General features: G+C 73.0%; 15 protein-coding genes and 1 pseudogene. 9 read left to right on the top strand and 7 right to left on the bottom strand.

Translation table 11 applies throughout. The annotated features are described in order from the left end of the window. Positions 1 to 5 precede the first annotated feature (5 nt). Positions 6 to 569, bottom strand: a complete 564-nt coding sequence (locus ABLM29_RS02725) for a sugar O-acetyltransferase (protein WP_349712199.1) — start codon at positions 567 to 569, stop codon at positions 6 to 8. Positions 570 to 663: 94 nt separating this feature from the next. On the opposite strand from ABLM29_RS02725, the gene ABLM29_RS02720 reads away from it, so the two are divergent. Together ABLM29_RS02720 and ABLM29_RS02715 are read left to right on the top strand one after the other, a co-directional pair. Beyond that, the gene (locus ABLM29_RS02720) at positions 664 to 1,164 is read left to right on the top strand and encodes a pyridoxamine 5'-phosphate oxidase family protein (RefSeq protein ID WP_349712198.1); all 501 of its coding nucleotides are present in this window, start codon (positions 664 to 666) and stop codon (positions 1,162 to 1,164) included. A 42-nt stretch (positions 1,165 to 1,206) separates the two neighbouring features. Then, entirely contained in the window at positions 1,207 to 2,187 is a 981-nt protein-coding gene (locus ABLM29_RS02715) for a DUF2332 domain-containing protein (RefSeq protein WP_349712197.1), read from the top strand. 118 nt (positions 2,188 to 2,305) lie between these two features. Here the strand turns inward: ABLM29_RS02715 and ABLM29_RS02710 are convergent, their stop codons facing one another. Next, a complete protein-coding gene (locus tag ABLM29_RS02710; protein ID WP_349712196.1) occupies positions 2,306 to 3,898 on the bottom strand; it encodes a GMC oxidoreductase in 1,593 nt (530 codons plus the stop codon). A gap of 159 nt (positions 3,899 to 4,057) precedes the next feature. Further along, positions 4,058 to 5,545, bottom strand: coding sequence for a long-chain-fatty-acid--CoA ligase (locus ABLM29_RS02705; protein ID WP_349712195.1), 1,488 nt, complete (start codon positions 5,543 to 5,545; stop codon positions 4,058 to 4,060). 227 nt (positions 5,546 to 5,772) lie between these two features. Between ABLM29_RS02705 and ABLM29_RS02700 the strand changes: the two genes are divergently transcribed. Next, positions 5,773 to 6,552 (top strand): MerR family transcriptional regulator, encoded by a 780-nt coding sequence (locus tag ABLM29_RS02700; RefSeq protein WP_349712193.1) that lies wholly within the window; start codon positions 5,773 to 5,775, stop codon positions 6,550 to 6,552. Between the two features lie 58 nt (positions 6,553 to 6,610). Here ABLM29_RS02700 and ABLM29_RS02695 read toward each other — a convergent pair whose 3' ends face one another. Both ABLM29_RS02695 and ABLM29_RS02690 read right to left on the bottom strand, forming a co-directional pair. Next, positions 6,611 to 6,895: a BBE domain-containing protein gene (locus tag ABLM29_RS02695; protein ID WP_349712192.1), complete on the bottom strand. Its 285-nt coding sequence runs from the start codon at positions 6,893 to 6,895 to the stop codon at positions 6,611 to 6,613. 205 nt (positions 6,896 to 7,100) lie between these two features. Continuing rightward, positions 7,101 to 7,733 (bottom strand): TetR/AcrR family transcriptional regulator, encoded by a 633-nt coding sequence (locus ABLM29_RS02690; protein ID WP_349712191.1) that lies wholly within the window; start codon positions 7,731 to 7,733, stop codon positions 7,101 to 7,103. Between the two features lie 46 nt (positions 7,734 to 7,779). Here ABLM29_RS02690 and ABLM29_RS02685 point away from each other — a divergent pair, with 46 nt between their 5' ends. After that, a complete protein-coding gene (locus tag ABLM29_RS02685; protein WP_349712189.1) occupies positions 7,780 to 9,336 on the top strand; it encodes an MFS transporter in 1,557 nt (518 codons plus the stop codon). 25 nt (positions 9,337 to 9,361) lie between these two features. On the opposite strand, the gene ABLM29_RS02680 is transcribed toward ABLM29_RS02685, so the two are convergent. Next, positions 9,362 to 10,885, bottom strand: a complete 1,524-nt coding sequence (locus tag ABLM29_RS02680) for a catalase (protein ID WP_349712188.1) — start codon at positions 10,883 to 10,885, stop codon at positions 9,362 to 9,364. Between the two features lie 177 nt (positions 10,886 to 11,062). After that, positions 11,063 to 12,379, bottom strand: a complete 1,317-nt coding sequence (locus ABLM29_RS02675) for an aspartate aminotransferase family protein (RefSeq protein ID WP_349712186.1) — start codon at positions 12,377 to 12,379, stop codon at positions 11,063 to 11,065. Between the two features lie 188 nt (positions 12,380 to 12,567). Between ABLM29_RS02675 and ABLM29_RS02670 the strand changes: the two genes are divergently transcribed. The 5 genes and pseudogenes from ABLM29_RS02670 to ABLM29_RS02650 all read left to right on the top strand — a co-directional run. Next, complete coding sequence (locus ABLM29_RS02670) at positions 12,568 to 13,575, top strand: phosphotransferase enzyme family protein (RefSeq protein ID WP_349712184.1); 1,008 nt, start codon at positions 12,568 to 12,570, stop codon at positions 13,573 to 13,575. Between the two features lie 66 nt (positions 13,576 to 13,641). Then, complete coding sequence (gene fabG / locus ABLM29_RS02665; protein WP_349712181.1) at positions 13,642 to 14,427, top strand: 3-oxoacyl-ACP reductase FabG; 786 nt, start codon at positions 13,642 to 13,644, stop codon at positions 14,425 to 14,427. Positions 14,428 to 14,457: 30 nt separating this feature from the next. Beyond that, positions 14,458 to 15,252, top strand: coding sequence for a GntR family transcriptional regulator (locus ABLM29_RS02660; RefSeq protein WP_349712179.1), 795 nt, complete (start codon positions 14,458 to 14,460; stop codon positions 15,250 to 15,252). Positions 15,253 to 15,395: 143 nt separating this feature from the next. Beyond that, positions 15,396 to 16,052, top strand: a complete 657-nt coding sequence (locus ABLM29_RS02655; protein WP_349712176.1) for a fasciclin domain-containing protein — start codon at positions 15,396 to 15,398, stop codon at positions 16,050 to 16,052. Positions 16,053 to 16,179: 127 nt separating this feature from the next. Continuing rightward, a pseudogene (locus tag ABLM29_RS02650) lies at positions 16,180 to 16,566 on the top strand (hypothetical protein); the annotation flags it as partial.

Genomic DNA, 16,566 nt, shown 5'->3' with positions numbered 1-16,566 from the left:
ACGCCCTAGAGCTCACGCACCACCCGCGCCGGGGAGCCGACGGCGATCACGCCGGCGGGGAGGTCCCGGGTCACCACCGAGCCGGCGCCCACGACCGTGTCCGCCCCGATGCTCACCCCCGGGCACACGATCACGCCGCCGCCGAGCCAGACGTTGTCGCCGACGGTGATCGGCTCCGCCGACTCCCACTTGTCGCGGCGCGGCCCCGGCTCCAGCGGGTGGGTCGCGGTGAGCAGCTGCACGCGCGGGCCGATCTGCACGTCCTCCCCCACCGCCACCCGGGCGACGTCGAGGACCACCAGCCCGAAGTTGGCGAACGACCGCGCGCCGAACCGGATCTGGTGGCCGTAGTCGCAGTGGAACGGCGGCCGGATCTCGGCGTCCGCGCCGTACTCCCCGAGCAGCTCGGCGAAGAGCGCCCGGACGGTGGTCCGGTCGGTCGGGTCGCAGGTGTTGATGCGGTGGGTCAGCTGCTGAGCCCTTGCGAGGTCGGCGGCGATCTCCGGGTCCTCGGCGCGGTACAGGTCCCCCGCGAGCATCCGCTCGCGCATGCTCGGCCCGTCGGTCATGTCCTCAACCTAGGTGGTGGAACCGTGCCGATGGGGAGTGCGAGCGCTGCTAGTTTCGGCGGGCCTTCATCCCCGACGCCGAGGACGGACACCGATGGGCACCAATCAGCGCTCCCAGGTCGCCATGACCGACGAGGAGGTCGCCGCCTTCATCGCCGGCAAGCGCACCGCCACCCTGGTCACCGTCGGCGCGACCGGCCAGCCGCACGCGGTCGCGATGTGGTTCGCGCTGCTCGACGGCGTGCTCTGGTTCGAGACCAAGGCCAAGGCGCAGAAGGCGGTCAACCTGCGCCGCGACCCGCGGGCGACGGTCCTGCTGGAGGACGGCCTCACCTACGACACCCTGCGCGGGGTGTCGATGGAGGGGACCTGCGAGATCCTCGACGACCGCGCGGCGCTGTGGGCGGTCGGCGTCGACGTCTGGGAGCGCTACACCGGCCCGTACTCGGAGGAGGTGCGGCCGTTCGTGGAGACCATGCTGCACAACCGGGTCGCGGTGCGCTTCGACGTCTCCCGGACCCGCTCGTGGGACCACCGCAAGCTCGGCCTGCCCACGATGCCGCTGGGCGGCACCACCGCGCCCGGAGCGGACTGACCGCGCCCTGACCGCGCCCGGACCGCCTCGTAGGGTGGCCGGATGGAGCCGTATCTCGGGGTCGCCGACTCCTACCGCGACTTCGCCGGGTACGCCGGGGACTCGCCGACGTTCGAGGCCTGGGCCCGGGCGGTCGCCGAGGACGAGGAGGTGATCGCCTGGATCGCCACCCTGCCGCCGATCAAGCAGCAGCCGAACCTGGTCTTCGCGGCCGCCCGCTGGCACGGCGTCCCCGCCCCCGGCCCGTACGACGGCCTGCGGGACGCGCTGCTGGGCGACTCCGGCCGCATCCGGGCGACGATCCTGGCCCGCGCCACGCAGACCAACGAGGTCGGCCGGCTGGCGACCCTCGCCCCGGCGTTCGCCGGGTTCGACGGGCCGCTCGCCCTGGTCGAGGTCGGCGCCTCCGCCGGCCTCTGCCTCTACCCGGATCGCTGGGGCTACGCCTGGCAGCACCGCGACGACGGCGGGGTCACCGGCCTGGGGCCCGAGCCGCGCCTGCCCTGCCGGGTCTCCGGGCCGGCCCCGCTGCCGACCGCCCTGCCCGAGGTCGCCTTCCGCGCCGGGATCGACCTCAACCCGCTCGACGTCACCGACGCCGACGCGATGGCGTGGCTGACCAACCTCGTCTGGCCCGAGCAGGAGGACCGTCGCGAGCGGCTGCGCCACGGCATCGAGGTGGCCCGCGCCGACCCGCCGTCGATCCGCGCGGGCAACCTGCTGACCGGTCTGCCGGACCTGGTCGAGGAAGCGTCGGCGTACGGGACGGTGGTGGTCTTCCACAGCGCCGTGATCGCCTACCTGGAGCCCGACGACCGGCTGCGGTTCGACACCCTGGTCCGCGACCTGGTCGCCGACGGCGCCTGCCACTGGGTCAGCAACGAGGGCAAGCAGGTGCTGCCGTCGGTCACCGCGACCGGGCCGCCGATCGCGTCGGACCGCCCGACGTTCGTGCTCGGCGTCGACGGCCGGATGGTGGCGCGCACGCACGGCCACGGGCGCAGCCTCACCTGGACCGCCTGAGCCGAGCCGGTTCGCCAGGTGAGCCCGCGCAGGTGGTGGGTCGTGTGCCTCAGACCCCTCCATGCGCGGGTGTCAGGCACACGACCCGCCCCCGCCCCGGCGAGCCGGCGCCGCGCCCCTAGATGATCCGCCCGACGTCGCGCCGCACGATCCGCTTCATCGCCCGCTCGGCGAGCGCCGCGATCGTCATCGAGGGGTTGCAGGCGGCCGCGCTGCCCGGCAGCAGGGCGCCGTCGAGCACGTAGAGCCCGCGCTGGCCCTTGACCCGGCCGTTGAGGTCGCACACCGAGCCCAGGTTCGCCCCGCCCATCGGGTGCCAGGTCGACGGCACGATGCCGGTGGTGTCGGTGAGGATCGACAGGCGTCCGGCGACCGCCTCGATCCGCGGCCCGATCCGGGACTCCTGGATGACGTGGTCGGCCTCCTTCTTCCAGTGCAGCCGGACGTCGTCGTCGGCCCCGTGGTAGCGGAAGCGCCCGCGCGCCTTGCTGACGCCGTAGCCGACCAGGACGGTGCTGTTGGGGTCGACCTGGGAGCCGCCGAGCAGGATCGGCGGCATCGAGGCCTGGATGATCGTGTTCGCGAGCGCCGGGTCGCTCCAGTCCTTGCTGCCGTACACCACCGGGCCGCCCTGGAGCGGGCCGAGCCGCTCGGTGAGGCTGGTCCAGAGGTAGATGCGGTCGGCGTTGCTGCCCCAGCCGGCGCCGAGGTCGTCGGGCAGGTCGGGGATGTCGTCCAGCGCGCCGGCGCGGACCAGCATCCTCGTCGTGCCGGCGCTTCCGGCGCCCATGATCAGCGTGGGCGTGGTGATGAGCAGCTGCCGCTTCGTCCGGCCCGCGAGGTCGGTCCGGTCGACCGCGACCTCCCAGTCGCCCGACCTCTTGCGGCGGATGCCGGTGACCCGGTGCAGGGTGCGCGCCTCGACGAGCCCGGTGCGCTCGGCGCGGCGCAGGTAGTTGGTGTCCAGCGAGTGCTTGCCGCCGTTGTTGACGCCGATCGCGCCGTCACCGTTGGTGTAGGTCGGCGCCATCTCCCCCTTCAGCTCGCGCAGCGCGAAGTCCCAGTTGATCGGCATCGGGATCTTCTCGACGTCGAACCCGGCCTCCTCGGCGCGCTCCTTGAAGATCCGCGCGACCTTGTAGTTCGGCGAGTCGATGAGCTCGTCCGGCGCGGTCTCCAGCCGGAGCATCCGGGCCACGGTCCGGTAGTGCTCGCGGTGCATCTCGTCGTAGTCGATGCCCGCGGGGAACTCCTCCTCGAAGACCGCGCGTGACGGCTCAAGCGTCATCCCCTGGTAGGTGAGCGAGCCGCCGCCCCAGCCGCAGCCCGCCATGATCGTCATGTTCTCGCTGTAGGTCGCGTGGAACAGGCCGGCGTACGGCTTCACCTCCAGCCGCCGGCCGAACAGCTCGGGGTAGGAGGTGTAGAAGAGGGCGCGCCGATCGAGATCGCTGACCCGCGGGAACGTGTCGGCGTCGGGTCCCGACGGCCAGCGCTTGCCCTGCTCCAGGATCGTCACCGGTACGCCGGCGCGGGTCAGGCGCAGGGCGGCGACCGCGCCGCCGAACCCGGCGCCGATGATCACCACCCGTCGCCTGATCCGGCGCAGCGGCACGGCGCCGACCCGGGTCGGGACGAAGGCGGCGCCCGCGGCGAGCCCGGAGGCGGTCGCGGAGGCGCGCAGGACGGTGCGGCGAGAGGCTGTGACCACGTGAGCTCCCCAAAGCTGTCGGTCAGGTGAGTGGTGACAGCCAAACGAGCATGGAGTGACGCGCGTCACGCTCGGTCTAGACAGGCCGCGGGGAACCCCCGAAAAACAGAGCGAGGGGGCACCGTCGCGGTACCCCCTCGCCTCAGCGATCGAACGAGGTCAGCCCTCGATCTTGATCTCGCGCTTGAGGATCTTGCCGGTCGGGCCCAGCGGCAGGGCCTCGACGAAGCGGATGATGCGCGGGTACTTGTACGCCGCCACGCGCTCCTTGGCGTAGTCGCGGATCTCGTCCTCGGTCACCTCGTGGCCCGGCTTGAGCGTGATCACCGCGGCGACCTCCTCGCCGTGGGTCTCGTGCGGGACGCCGATGACGGCGGCCGAGGCCACGGCCGGGTGCTCGTAGAGCACCTCCTCGATCTCGCGGGGGTACACGTTGTAGCCGCCGCGGATGATCATGTCCTTGGCCCGGTCGACGATGTAGTAGTAGCCCTCGTCGTCGCGCTTGGCGAGGTCACCGGTGCGGAACCAGCCGTCGTGGATGGAGTTGGCCGTGGCGTCGGGGTTGCCGAAGTAGCCCTTCATCACGTTCGGGCCGGAGATCGCGATCTCGCCGATCTCGCCCTCGGGGACCTCGTTCCACTCGGCGTCGATCAGCTTCATCGAGACGCCGTCGAGCGGCTGGCCGATCGAGCCGGCCTTGCGCTCGCGGTCGGCGTGGTTGAAGGAGGCCACCGGGGAGGTCTCCGAGAGGCCGTAGCCCTCGAGGATCGGGGCGTGGTACACGTCCTCGAACGCCTTGAGCACCTCGACCGGCAGCGCGGCGCCGCCGGAGACGCAGCGGCGCAGTGCCGAGGTGTCGTAGTCGCCGGGGTTCGGGTACTGCGCGAGCGCGACGTACATGGTCGGCACGCCGCCCATCACGGTGACCTTGTCGCGGGCGATGACCTCGAGCGCCTTGGCCGGGTCGAAGCGCGGCAGCAGGGTGAGGGTGGCACCGGTGAGCACGGCGACGTTCATCATGCAGGTCTGGCCGAAGACGTGGAACAGCGGGAGGCCGCCGAAGATCACGTCGCCCACGGTCACGCCGATCAGGTTGTCGGCCGACGAGGCGGCGGCGTTGCTCATCATGTTGCTGTGGGTCAGCTCGGCGCCCTTGGGCGAGCCGGTGGTGCCCGAGGTGTACAGGATGACCGCGGTGTCGTCGGCCTGGCGGCTGACCAGCTCGATGGCCTCGTGACCCATCAGCTCGCCGGTGAAGGTGGCCGGGTCGACCTCGACGTAGGTCGCGCCCGCCTCGGCGGCGCCCTTGCTGGCCTCCTCGCCGACACCGTTCCAGGCGAAGATCGCCTTGGCGTCGCTGTCGCGCAGCACGTGCGCGAACTCGCGGGACTTGTAGAGCGGGTTGGTCGGCACCACGACGCCGCCGGCCAGCAGGATGCCGTAGTAGAGGATCGGCATGTGCGGGATGTTCGGCAGCGAGACGGCCACCCGGTCGCCCGGCTGGACGCCCAGCTCACGGACCCAGCCGGCGGCCTTCGCGGCCGCGCCGGCCAGCTGCGCGTAGGTCAGCTCGACGTCGTCCAGCTTCACGGCGACCACGTCGGGGTTCTTGGCCGCGGTCGCGGTCAGGTTCTCTGCGATGTTCATGCTGCTCTTCCTCGAATCTGGTTGCCGTCGAGCCTGATACACCCGGCCGCGGGGCCGATGGCCGGATGGCCCGACGATCACGCTGGTGCGGCCGGCGTACGTCTCCGCACAGCCTAGGCGCCAGGGGTGTCCTCGGTCACAGGTGACAGTAATCACTGTAAGATGCCATCGTCAAGTGACGAAAGAAGTCCGCGTCACATCCGCCTCCGCCCTGATTGGATGAAGCCATGACCTCCTCCGCCCCCAGCCACCACGGTCGGGAGCTGACCCTGGCCGAGGTCGAGCGCGAGACGGGGATCGCCGCGCGGACGGTCCGCTACTACCAGTCGGAGGGCCTGCTGCACCGCCCCGCGCGACGGGCGGGCAAGGCCGTGTACGGCGAGCAGCACCTCGACCGGCTCCGGGCGATCTCGTCGCTGCAGGACCAGGGGCTGCGGCTGCAGACGATCCGGCAGGTGCTCGGCGACGCCGCCGAGCCGGCCAACGACGTGGTCGACCTCCTCGGGCCGGCGATCACCGGGACCGGCTGGCTGGCCACCTCCGCCCGCACCCTGGACGAGGGCGAGCTCGCCGACCTCCTCGGCGACAACTACCCCGACCAGGTGCCCGCGCTGGTCAGCACCGGCTACCTGGAACGGCGGACGGGCCCCGACGGCCGGCGGTCCTGGTACGCCCCCAGCGTCCCCCAGCTGCGGGGCGCGCTGGAGCTGTTCGAGATCGGCACCGACTTCACGCTCAGCCGCTGGGCGTCGGACACCATGCGGGACCGGATCCGCGAGCTGTGCGAGCTGCTCGTCGCCCGGTGGGTCGCCGAGGCCGGCACCCTGTACGACGGTGAGGGCACCAGCGCCGGCCTCGAGCGCAACCTCGAGCGGCTCCGCTCCGTCGCCTGGCAGACGGCGGCCCACCTGGTGGCCGAGGAGATCGGCGCCGCGATCAGCCATGCGGACGAGATCCGCGCCCGCGTGGAGGCCGGGGAGTTCAGCGCCGAGGATCTCGGGCGCTGACCCCGGTGGTTGAGGTGCGAGCGCAGCGAGCCTCGAAACCACCCTGCGGTGCCCCGGATCAGGCACGGAGCGCGTGACCCAGCCGGAACACGTTCCCGGGGTCGACCGCCCTCTTCACTGCGAGCAACCGGTCGCGCACGCCCGGCGTCCACGCGCCGGCGACCTCCTCCGCGCCGGCGCTGGCGCCGAGCCAGTTGAGCAGCGCCGTGCCGGTCGCCCACGGCCGCATCGCCGCGGCCACCGCGTCGCACGCGGCCGGGACGACCTCCTCCAGCCCCGGGGCCAGTACGCCGAGGGCGAGCAGGGTGTAGGCGCCCTCACGGCCGGCCACGGCGTTGGGCACCCGCGGCGGCCGTGAGATCGCGCCGCGCAGGCCGGGGCTGGCCTTCGTCCCGCTCGCCGACGCGCCCCCGTCGCCACTGGCGCTGGCCTGGCCGCGGGACCGGCCGACCCCGGCGGCGCAGGCGCTGGCCCGAGCTGTCGCCCGCCGACGCCCCGGCGGCTGAGGCGCGCGCGGCGAGGCTCGGCGACCGCTGGACCCGGCGCCCTCACGCCCCCTCGGACACGGCGGCCGCCGCCGGCTCGGCGTCCTGAGGGAGGTCGACGGTCAGGTAGTGGGCCAGCACGGGCCCCAGGAGTCCGGCGAGGGTCTCGCGGTCGGCGTCGACGAGGGCCGGTAGTCCGACGATGTGCCGGGCCAGCACCAGGCCGGCGATCTGGGACCCCATCAGACTGGCCCGCAGCTCGGCGTGGTCGGTGCCGAGTCGGCTCGCCAACGGCAGCAGCAGCTGACCGACGAGCCGGTCACGCACCATGGCGGCGGCCTGGTCCTCCGACGCGGCTGCGCGCAGCATGCCCGTCATCACCTGCCGGCCCGGGGGCGAGTCGAGGATGTCCAGGACGAAGCCGGCCAGCCGCTCGCCGAGACCGGCCGGGCCCGGTGCCAGCAACATGTCGAACGTCGACTCCGGGTCGAAGGGCAGCTCCACCGCGGCGACGAAGAGATCACCCTTGGAGCCGAAGTAGTGGCTGACCAGCCGTACGTCGACGCCGGCCGCCGTCGCGATCTGTCGCAGCGACGTTCCCGCGAAGCCGTCCTCGCCGAACAACCGGCGTGCCGCCGTGAGGATCTCCTCGCGCGTGTCCGAGCCGCCCGGCCGCCGGCCGCGACGGCTACTCATCGGTACCCCTTGACAAAATTCATCAGGTGGAGAATATCATTTCATCATGCGTAGAAATACCACCATCGCCGTGACGCCGACCGGACGGATCATGCCCGTCATCGGCATCTCGCTGATGACGATCGTCTCCGCCGTGGTCGGCCTCAACGTGGCCCTTCCCGACATCGCCCGCGCCACCGGCGCGACCCAGACCCAGCTGACCTGGATCATCGATGCCTACACGGTCGTCTTCGCCGCCCTGCTCTTCTTCGCCGGGGCGCTCGGCGACCGGTTCGGCCGCAAGCCGCTGCTGCTGGCCGGCCTGACGATCTTCGGGCTGGCCGCCGTCGCCGGAGCCTTCGTCGACACCCCGACCGGGCTCATCGCGGTGCGCGCCGCGATGGGACTCGGTGCCGCCGCGGTCATGCCCACGACGCTGTCGGTCATCACCACCTCCTTCCCCGAGGAGGAGCGGCCGCGGGCGATCGGGGTGTGGGTCGGCATCGCCGGCGCCGGCGCGGTCGTCGGGCTCTTCATCACCGCGATCATGCTGGAGCTCTTCGCCTGGCAGTCCTTCTTCTGGCTCAACGCCGCCCTCGCCGCGGTGTCCGTGGTCGGCACGCTGGTCGTCGTACCCGACTCCGTCGACGAGCACCCGCCGGCGGTCGACGTGGTGGGCGGGGTCCTCACCCTGGTCGGGATGGGCCTGCTGGTCTTCGGCATCATCGAGGGACCCGAGCGCGGCTGGACCGACTCGATCACGCTGGTCGCCCTCGTCGGCGGCGCCGCGGGCCTGGCCGCCTTCGTGTGGTGGGAGCTGCGGCGCGAGCAGCCGCTGCTGGACCCCCGGCTCTTCGCGGTCAGGGGCTTCTCGGTCGGCAGCCTGGCGATCGCGGTGACGTTCTTCTGCTGGTTCGGGCTGATCTTCTCGATCCTGCAGTACCTGCAGTTCGTCATCGCGCTGAGCCCGCTGGAGGCCGCGCTGCGGATGCTGCCCATCCCGTTCCTGCTGATCCCCACCGCCCGCATGGCGCCCCGGCTGGCGGCCCGGTTCGGCTTCCGCCACCTGGTGCCGCTCGGGATGGTGCTGCTGGCGGTGGGCCTGTACGTCGTCAGCCTCTCCCAGGTCGACCTGAACTACCCGGTGTTCGCCCTCGGGCTGCTGATCGGCGCCGCGGGCATGGGCCTGTCCGGCACGCCGGCCACCACGGCGGTGACCGAGGCGCTGCCGGCCTCCAAGCAGGGTGTCGCGTCGGCGATGAACGACACCGCCCGCGAGCTGGGATCGGCGCTCGGCATCGCCGTGCTCGGCTCCACCCTCAACCAGGTCTACCGGGACGGCCTGGTCGACCAGGTCGCCGGACTTCCGCAGCAGGCCGCCGACGCGATCCTGGGCTCGGTCGCCTTCACCACCTCACCCGAGCTGGCGCAGCTCGGCGAGCGGGGACAGCAACTCGCCGAGCTGGCCCGCCAGTCCTTCGTCGACGGCGTCAGCGCCGCCCTGGTGGTCGCCGCCGGCGTCGCCCTGGTGACCGCGGCCCTGGTCCTGGCCTTCGCGCCGAGGCGCGACCGCCAGGGCGTGGATGCCCCGGTCCGGGCGGACGGGGATGCACCGCGCCGGTGAGCGCGTGGTGCATCCCCGAGACCGGTCAGGCCTTGGACTGCGCCGACGACCGCGCCGGGTTCCCCTGCTCCCCCGCCTTGGGGTCCTTCTCGTCCTGCTTCTCCCGCACGCCCGCCTCGACCCGGTCCCCCAGGTCCTTGTCGACGTTGCGCCAGTACTCGAACGCCCGCGCCAGGATCGGCTCGCTCACCCCGTTGAGCAGGTGGCCGACGATGTTGTCGACCAGGCGCGCGCGAGCCTCGTCGTCGAGCACCTCGCGGACCAGCGTGCCCGCCTGGCCCCAGTCGTCGTCGTCCTCGCGGAGCGTGTACGCCGCGCGGACCATGTCGCCGTCGGCCGCCCAGCGGCCGCCGTCGTCCGTGCGCGCCGGGTCGGCCGCGGGCCCGCCGTACGAGTTCGGTGCGTAGACCGGGTCCGAGACCGGCTTGACCCGCATCGCGCCGTCCTTGGAGTAGGAGTAGACGGGACACCTCGGCTCGTTGACGGGGATCTGCTGGTAGTTCGCGCCGAGCCGGGCGCGGTGCGCGTCGGCGTAGCTGAACCCGCGGGCCAGCAGCATCTTGTCCGGGGAGAGCCCCGTGCCGGCGACCAGGTTGTTCGGCTGGAAGGCGGCCTGCTCCATCTGGGTGTGGTAGTCGGTCACGTTGCGGTTCAGCGTGAGCCGGCCGACCTCGTGGAGCGGGTAGTCCGCGTGCGGCCAGACCTTCGTCAGGTCGAACGGGTTGTAGCGGTAGGTCTTCGCGTCCTCGAACGGCATCACCTGCACGTGCAGGGTCCAGCTCGGGAACTCCTCGCCCTCGATGTGCTCGAACAGGTCGCGCTGGTGGTAGTCGGTGTCGATCGAGGCCATCTGGTCGGCCTCGTCCTGCGTGAAGCACTCGATGCCCTGGTCGGTCTTGAAGTGGTACTTCACCCAGAACATCTCGCCGTCGGCGTTGATCCACGAGTAGGTGTGGCTGGAGTACCCGTTCATGTGCCGCCAGGTGCGCGGGATGCCGCGATCGCCCATCAGCCACGTCACCTGGTGGGCAGACTCCGGCGAGAGCGTCCAGAAGTCCCACTGCATGTCGTGGTCGCGCAGGTTGTTGGCGGCGCGGCGCTTCTGGGAGCGGATGAAGTGCTGGAACTTCATCGGGTCGCGCAGGAAGAAGACCGGCGTGTTGTTGCCGACCAGGTCGAAGTTGCCCTCGTCGGTGTAGAACTTCAGCGCGAAGCCGCGCGGGTCGCGCCACGTGTCCGGGCTGCCCCGCTCCCCCGCGACGGTGGAGAACCGGGCGAGCACCTCGGTCCTCTTGCCGGGCTGGAGGAAGTCCGCGCGGGTCCAGGCGCTGACGTCCTGGGTGACCTCGAACTCGCCGAACGCGCCGCCGCCCTTGGCGTGCGGCTGGCGCTCGGGGATCCGCTCGCGGTTGAACTGCGCCATCTGCTCGATCAGGTAGTGGTCCTGGAGCAGCAGCGGGCCGTCGGGACCGACCGAGAGCGAGTGCTCGTCGGAGGCGACCGGTACGCCGGCGTCGGTGGTGGTCGGGTGGCTGTTCTCGGCGTTCATCGTGCTCCCCTCCGGCCCGGATCGCTGGGGAGCCCCGGGCCGTAATCTTGATTGATTCCGATAAAGCCGTCCTATCCAGCCCTGGCGGACCCAAACACGATCCGTCGATTTCTTCGCCGGCGCACAGCCCGCGACCCCGGGGGTGCGCACGTCACGACGCGGCGGATGCGGGGCGGGTCAGAGCACGCCGGCGAGGGCCTCGGCGAAGCGGTCGGCGTCGGCGGGGCTGAACACCAGGGGCGGGCGGACCTTGAGGGTGGAGCCGAACGGGCCGCACACGGAGCAGAGCACGCCCTCGCGGCGCAGCCCGTTGACCACGTCCCGGGCGCGGGCGGTGCCGGGCTCGGTGCCGCCCGGCTCGGCGACCAGCTCGATGCCGACGTAGAGCCCATCGCCGCGCACGTCGGCGATCTCCGGGTGGTCCGCGGCGAGCTCGCGCACGTGGCGGCGGAGGCGCTCGCCGACCGCGGCCGCGTTGGCGCGCAGCCCCTCCTCCTCGATCACCGCGAGCACGGTCCGGGCGGCCGCCACCGAGACGTGGTTGCCGCCGAAGGTGTTGAAGTACGGCACCGCGGAGGCGAAGGCGTCGATCACCGCGGCGCGCCCCACCACGGCCGCGATCGGCATCCCGTTGCCCATCGGCTTGCCCAGCGTGGCCAGCTCCGGCGCGAGCCCGTGCCGCTCGAAGCCCCAGAACGCCGAGCCCGTCCGGGCGAAGCCGGGCTGCACCTCGTCGGCGATCAGCAGGCCGCCCGCGGCGCGGACCTCGGCCACCGCCCCGGCGAGCAGCCCGGCCGGGTGGGTGTGCACGCCGTCCGAGGAGAGCGCGGTGTCGACCAGCAGGGCCGCGGGGCGTACGCCGGCGGCGGCCATCTCGTCCAGCACCCGGCGTACCTCGGCGGCCAGCGCGGCGCCGGGGTCCTCGTCCGCGCGCCGGACCGGGTCCGGCGCGGCGACGGTCCACACGTGCGGCCCGAGCTCGGCGCCCGAGCCGAGGGACGGCGACAGGCCGGTCACCAGGTCGGTGTTGCCGTGGTAGGCCTCGGCCGTGACGATCACGCCGGTGCCACCGGTGGCGCGCCGGGCGATCCGGACGGCCAGGTCGTTGGCCTCCGACCCGGTGCACGTGAACATCACCTGGTCCATGCCTGCCGGGAACGTGCCCAGGAGCTCCTCGGCGTACCCGACGAGCAGCTCGTCCAGGTAGCGGGTGTGGGTGTTCAGCGTCGCCGCCTGCTCGGCGACGGCCGCCACCACCCGCGGGTGGGCGTGCCCGACGCTCGCCACGTTGTTGTAGGCGTCCAGGTAGGCGCGTCCGTCGGCGTCCCACAGCGTCGTGCCGCTGCCCCGGACCAGGTGCACGGGCTCGTCGTAGAAGAGCCGGTACGCCGGCCCCAGCGCCCGCTGCCGGCGGGCGACCAGCGGGTCGTCGCCGCCCGGGCGGTCCGGGTCGGGCCGGTAGGCGTTCGCGTCCAGGATGGTCGAGCTGCGCACCCGGCCCCACACCCTCTCGATTTGGTCTGCCCGGCGACCCGGGCCTCGCTGCGGCGGTCCCAGAAGACTAAGGAAGCCCCGTAACAAGCCTGTGAACACTGGGTTTGATTTGGTCTGCCCGGGGTCTCGGCGCGGTCTACTGGTGGCGCCCGGCTCCCCCACCGGGCCCGCCGGAAGGAGACCCGCCGATGCTGACCGAGGCCGTCGCCACGGCCGCCGCCCGACGCGCGCTGGCCCACTACGACATCGGCGAGCCCGCCGAGCTGCGGCTGATCAGCCTCTCCGAGAACGGCACCTACCTGGTCCGCCACGGATCGGCCGGCGCCGCCCCGGGGACGCTGGTGCTCCGGGTGCACCGCCCGGGCTACCAGACGCGCACCTCCATCCACTCCGAGCTGGCCTGGATGGACCGGCTGCGCGAGGACGCGGGGATCACCACGCCCGAGGTGGTCCCGACCGCGTCCGGGGACCGCGTGGTCGACCTCGGCGAGGGCGAGTCCGCCCGGTTCGTGGTCGCCTTCACCCTCGTCGACGGCGTCACCGGGGAGGAGGCGGCGGACCGGCTCTCGATGACCGAGCTCGGCCGGATCACCGCCGGCATGCACCGCCACGTCGCGTCCTGGACCGCGCCCGAGGAGTTCGACCGCTTCTCCTGGGACGTCGAGGAGTGCCTCGGCACGGCCGCCCGCTGGGGCACGTACGCCGACGGCCCCGGCGTCGCGCCCGCGGACCTGCCGGCGCTCGGCGCGGCCGCGGCCCGCGTGCGGGAGCGGCTGGCGGCGTACGGGCGCGCCGCCGACCGGTACGGCCTGATCCATGCCGACCTGCGCCTGGCGAACCTGATGATCGACCCGGCGTCGGCGCTCACCGTGATCGACTTCGACGACTGCGGCTACGGCTGGTTCGTCTACGACCTCGCCGCCGCGATCTCGTGGCTGGAGCACGAGCCCGACACGGCCGCGGCCGTCGCCGCGTGGCTGGACGGCTACCAGCAGGTCCGCCCGCTCTCGGCCGAGGACCTGGCGATGATCCCGACCTTCGTCATGCTGCGCCGGCTGATGCTCACCGCCTGGCTCGGCACGCACCCCGACTCCCCGCCCGCCCAGGAGTGGGGCGTCGAGTACGGCGCCGGCACCGTCGACCTGGCACGCGCCTACCTCGACGACCCGGCCTGGTACCGGTTCCCGCTCGCCTGACCCGTCCTCCCCCACGCGCACCCACCTGCACGCCCCCACCTGCACGCCCCACCAGAAGGAGCAGTCATGTTCGACCTCGCCGACGTCCGCGTCCTCGTCACCGGAGGGTCCCGCGGCATCGGGCTCGGGATCGCCCGGGTCTTCGCGAAGGCCGGCGCCGCGGTCGCCATCACCGCCCGCACCCCCGAACAGCTCGAGGCCGCGGCGGCGACGCTCAAGGAGCTCGGCGCCGCGAGGGTGGTCACCGTCGCCGCGGACATCGCCGGCCGGGCCGGCGCGACCGCCGCGGTCGCCGAGGCGGCCGAGGCACTCGGCGGCCTGGACGTGCTCTGCGCCAACGCCGGGATCTTCCCCGAGGCGCCCCTGGCCACCATGACCGAGGACGACCTGGACACCGTCCTCGGCGTCAACGTCAAGGGCACCGTCTGGGCCGTGCAGGCGGCGCTGCCGTTCCTGGAGGCCTCGGGCCGAGGCCGGGTGGTGCTCACCTCCTCCATCACCGGGCCGACCACCGGCTTCCCGGGCTGGTCCCACTACGGCGCCTCGAAGGCCGCGCAGCTCGGCTTCATGCGCACCGCCGCGATCGAGCTGGCGCCGGCCGGGATCACGGTCAACGCGGTGCTGCCCGGCAACGTGCTGACCGAGGGGCTGGCCGACCTGGGCGAGGACTACCTCGCCCAGATGGCCGCCTCGATCCCGCTCGGCGAGCTCGGCACCCCCGAGGACATCGGCCACGCCGCCGCGTTCCTGGCCACCCGCGAGGCCCGGTACATCACCGGCCACGCGATGGTCGTCGACGGCGGCCAGATCCTGCCCGAGTCGGCGGAGGCCGTGACGCCGAGCGCGTCCTAGCCTGGCGGGTGTGGGCGCGGTGAACCCGGGATGAGGGCGGCGGAGGAGTCCGAGGGCGGCGTCGTCGCGGAGGACGTGCGCCGGCGGATCCTGCGGATGCTGGCCTCGGGGGCGCTGCGGCCGGGCGACCGGCTCGGCACCGAGCGGGAGATGGCCGCGCGCTTCTCGGTCTCCCGGACCACGCTGCGCAGCGCGCTGGTGCCGCTCAGCCGCGCCGGGGTGCTCGAACGGCGCACGGGGCGCTCCGGAGGGACGTTCGTGCGTCGCGACGTCGTCGAGCGCGAGGCGGCCGAGCTGCTCGGCGTACCGGACCTGCTGGCCTCGGCGGGCCACCGGTCCGCCACCGTGCTCCGCTCCGCGCTCGTCCGCCCGGCGACCGACGTCGAGCGGGCAGCGCTGGCGCACGACGGGCCGCAGGTGGTGGAGGTGGCCCGGACCCGGTACGCCGACGGCATCCCGCTCTCGCTGGAGAGCGCCCGGTTCCCGGCGGACCTGGTGCCCGGCCTCCCCGGGCGCGACCTGACCGGCTCGCTCTACCGGCTGCTGGCCGACGACTACGGGCTGGCGGTCGGCGCCACCGAGGAGCAGATCACGGTCGTGCTCGCGAGCGCCGCGGAGGCGAAGGAGCTCGAGGTGCCGCCGGGCTCGCCCCTGCTCCACATCTCCCGCGTCTCCACGACGCCCGGCGGGGTGCCGTTCGAGTGCTCCGAGGACCTCTTCCGCGCCGACCGGGTGCGGCTGACCGCGCGGCGGCGCACGGTCGACCCGGACACCGGGGGGAGCCCCGGCGGCCCGCTCGTCGAGATCCCCCTCGGGGACGGCTGAGGCGACGGGCCGCACCGGAGCGCGCCGCGGGCGTGCGCCCGGGGATCGAAAAAAGATTGGTGGATATGCCAACCGTCTGGCCGACGGCAACGAACAACGGTCAACGGGCGGCAAACGGCGGCCCCTCACGCAAGGACTGATCAATGAAGATGCGAAGCCTTGTCACCACCGGCGCGACCGTCGCGCTCACGGCGTCCCTCCTTCTGGCCCCGGGCACGGCCGAAGCAGCGCCCGCGAAGGCCGCCGCCAAGGGCACCACCAGCCTGGCCGAGGTGCTCACGTCCGACGGCAACAGGTTCGACAAGCGGGGCCGCGACTACGACATCGTCACCGAGGCCGTGCTGGCCGTGCTCGACGCGAAGCCCTCCAGCCCGGTCGCCGTGCTCGCCGACGGCACGGTCAAGCTCACGGCGTTCATCCCGAACGACGCCTCCTTCCGCCGCCTCGCCAAGGAGCTCACCGGCGACTGGATCCGGTCGGAGCGGAAGGTGTTCAAGACGCTCGTCAGCGCCGTCGGCGTGGACGCGATCGAGCAGGTGCTGCTCTACCACGTCGTGCCGGGCGCGACGATCACCTCGTCGAAGGCGCTCGCGGCGGACGGCGCCGAGCTGACCACCGCGCAGGGATCGACCTTCGAGGTGGACGTCATCTACAAGCGGCTGCCCCTGGTCCAGCTGCGCGACCAGGACACCGACGACATCGACCCGTTCCTCGACCCGTCGGCCCTCGACATCAACAAGGGCAACAAGCAGGTCGCGCACGGCATCATCTTCGTGCTGCGTCCGCTCGACCTGCCCTGACCCCCGCCGGTCGGTGGCCGGCTGGGGCGACCGGGCGCTTTGTCCCGGCGGTCGCCGTCACCCGACACAATCCCTTCTCCGTCGGGGCCCTGTCCGAGGATGGGGCCCCGACGGAAGGGGGGTTCGGATGGCCGAGGATCCCCGCGGCCTCACGCTCGAGCACGCTCGTGCCGTGGCCAGGCGGGCCCACGACGGGCAGGTGGACGAGCTCGGCGTGGCCGCCATCGAGCACGCCGAGGCGGTGGCCGACGCCCTGGCCGGGTTCGACCCCGAGGTCCAGGTCGCCGGCGTGCTGCACGCGGTGGTCGACGACTCCACCCTGACCCCGCTCCAGCTGCGCGAGGCCGGGGTCTCCGACCGCTCCCTGGCCGCGATCGAGCCGCGCTGCCCGCGCCGCGCGGCACACGACGCCCGTACCGTCGGTGGTGGTGACCGCGTCGTCGGCGGCGACCACGCGGAAGGCGTTCTCGTGGCCCGCGTAGTAGGAGAACGGCGGGGTGTAGGTGCGGCCCAC

This window comes from Nocardioides sp. YIM 152588 (genome assembly GCF_040191335.1).
GTDB lineage: Bacteria > Actinomycetota > Actinomycetes > Propionibacteriales > Nocardioidaceae > Nocardioides.
Note: the sequence above shows the minus strand (reverse complement) of the source record. Positions and strands in the feature narration are given on the sequence as shown.

What these genes read in the sequence shown, in the direction of transcription:
- ABLM29_RS02660 (WP_349712179.1), top strand. Translation starts at nt 14,458, where the DNA reads ATGAGGGCGGCGGAGGAGTCCGAGGGCGGCGTCGTCGCGGAGGACGTG.
- ABLM29_RS02690 (WP_349712191.1), bottom strand. Translation starts at nt 7,733, where the DNA reads ATGAGTAGCCGTCGCGGCCGGCGGCCGGGCGGCTCGGACACGCGCGAG.
- ABLM29_RS02655 (WP_349712176.1), top strand. Translation starts at nt 15,396, where the DNA reads ATGAAGATGCGAAGCCTTGTCACCACCGGCGCGACCGTCGCGCTCACG.
- ABLM29_RS02700 (WP_349712193.1), top strand. Translation starts at nt 5,773, where the DNA reads ATGACCTCCTCCGCCCCCAGCCACCACGGTCGGGAGCTGACCCTGGCC.
- ABLM29_RS02705 (WP_349712195.1), bottom strand. Translation starts at nt 5,545, where the DNA reads ATGAACATCGCAGAGAACCTGACCGCGACCGCGGCCAAGAACCCCGAC.
- ABLM29_RS02725 (WP_349712199.1), bottom strand. Translation starts at nt 569, where the DNA reads ATGACCGACGGGCCGAGCATGCGCGAGCGGATGCTCGCGGGGGACCTG.
- ABLM29_RS02685 (WP_349712189.1), top strand. Translation starts at nt 7,780, where the DNA reads ATGCGTAGAAATACCACCATCGCCGTGACGCCGACCGGACGGATCATG.
- fabG (WP_349712181.1), top strand. Translation starts at nt 13,642, where the DNA reads ATGTTCGACCTCGCCGACGTCCGCGTCCTCGTCACCGGAGGGTCCCGC.
- ABLM29_RS02670 (WP_349712184.1), top strand. Translation starts at nt 12,568, where the DNA reads ATGCTGACCGAGGCCGTCGCCACGGCCGCCGCCCGACGCGCGCTGGCC.
- ABLM29_RS02680 (WP_349712188.1), bottom strand. Translation starts at nt 10,885, where the DNA reads ATGAACGCCGAGAACAGCCACCCGACCACCACCGACGCCGGCGTACCG.
- ABLM29_RS02720 (WP_349712198.1), top strand. Translation starts at nt 664, where the DNA reads ATGGGCACCAATCAGCGCTCCCAGGTCGCCATGACCGACGAGGAGGTC.
- ABLM29_RS02715 (WP_349712197.1), top strand. Translation starts at nt 1,207, where the DNA reads ATGGAGCCGTATCTCGGGGTCGCCGACTCCTACCGCGACTTCGCCGGG.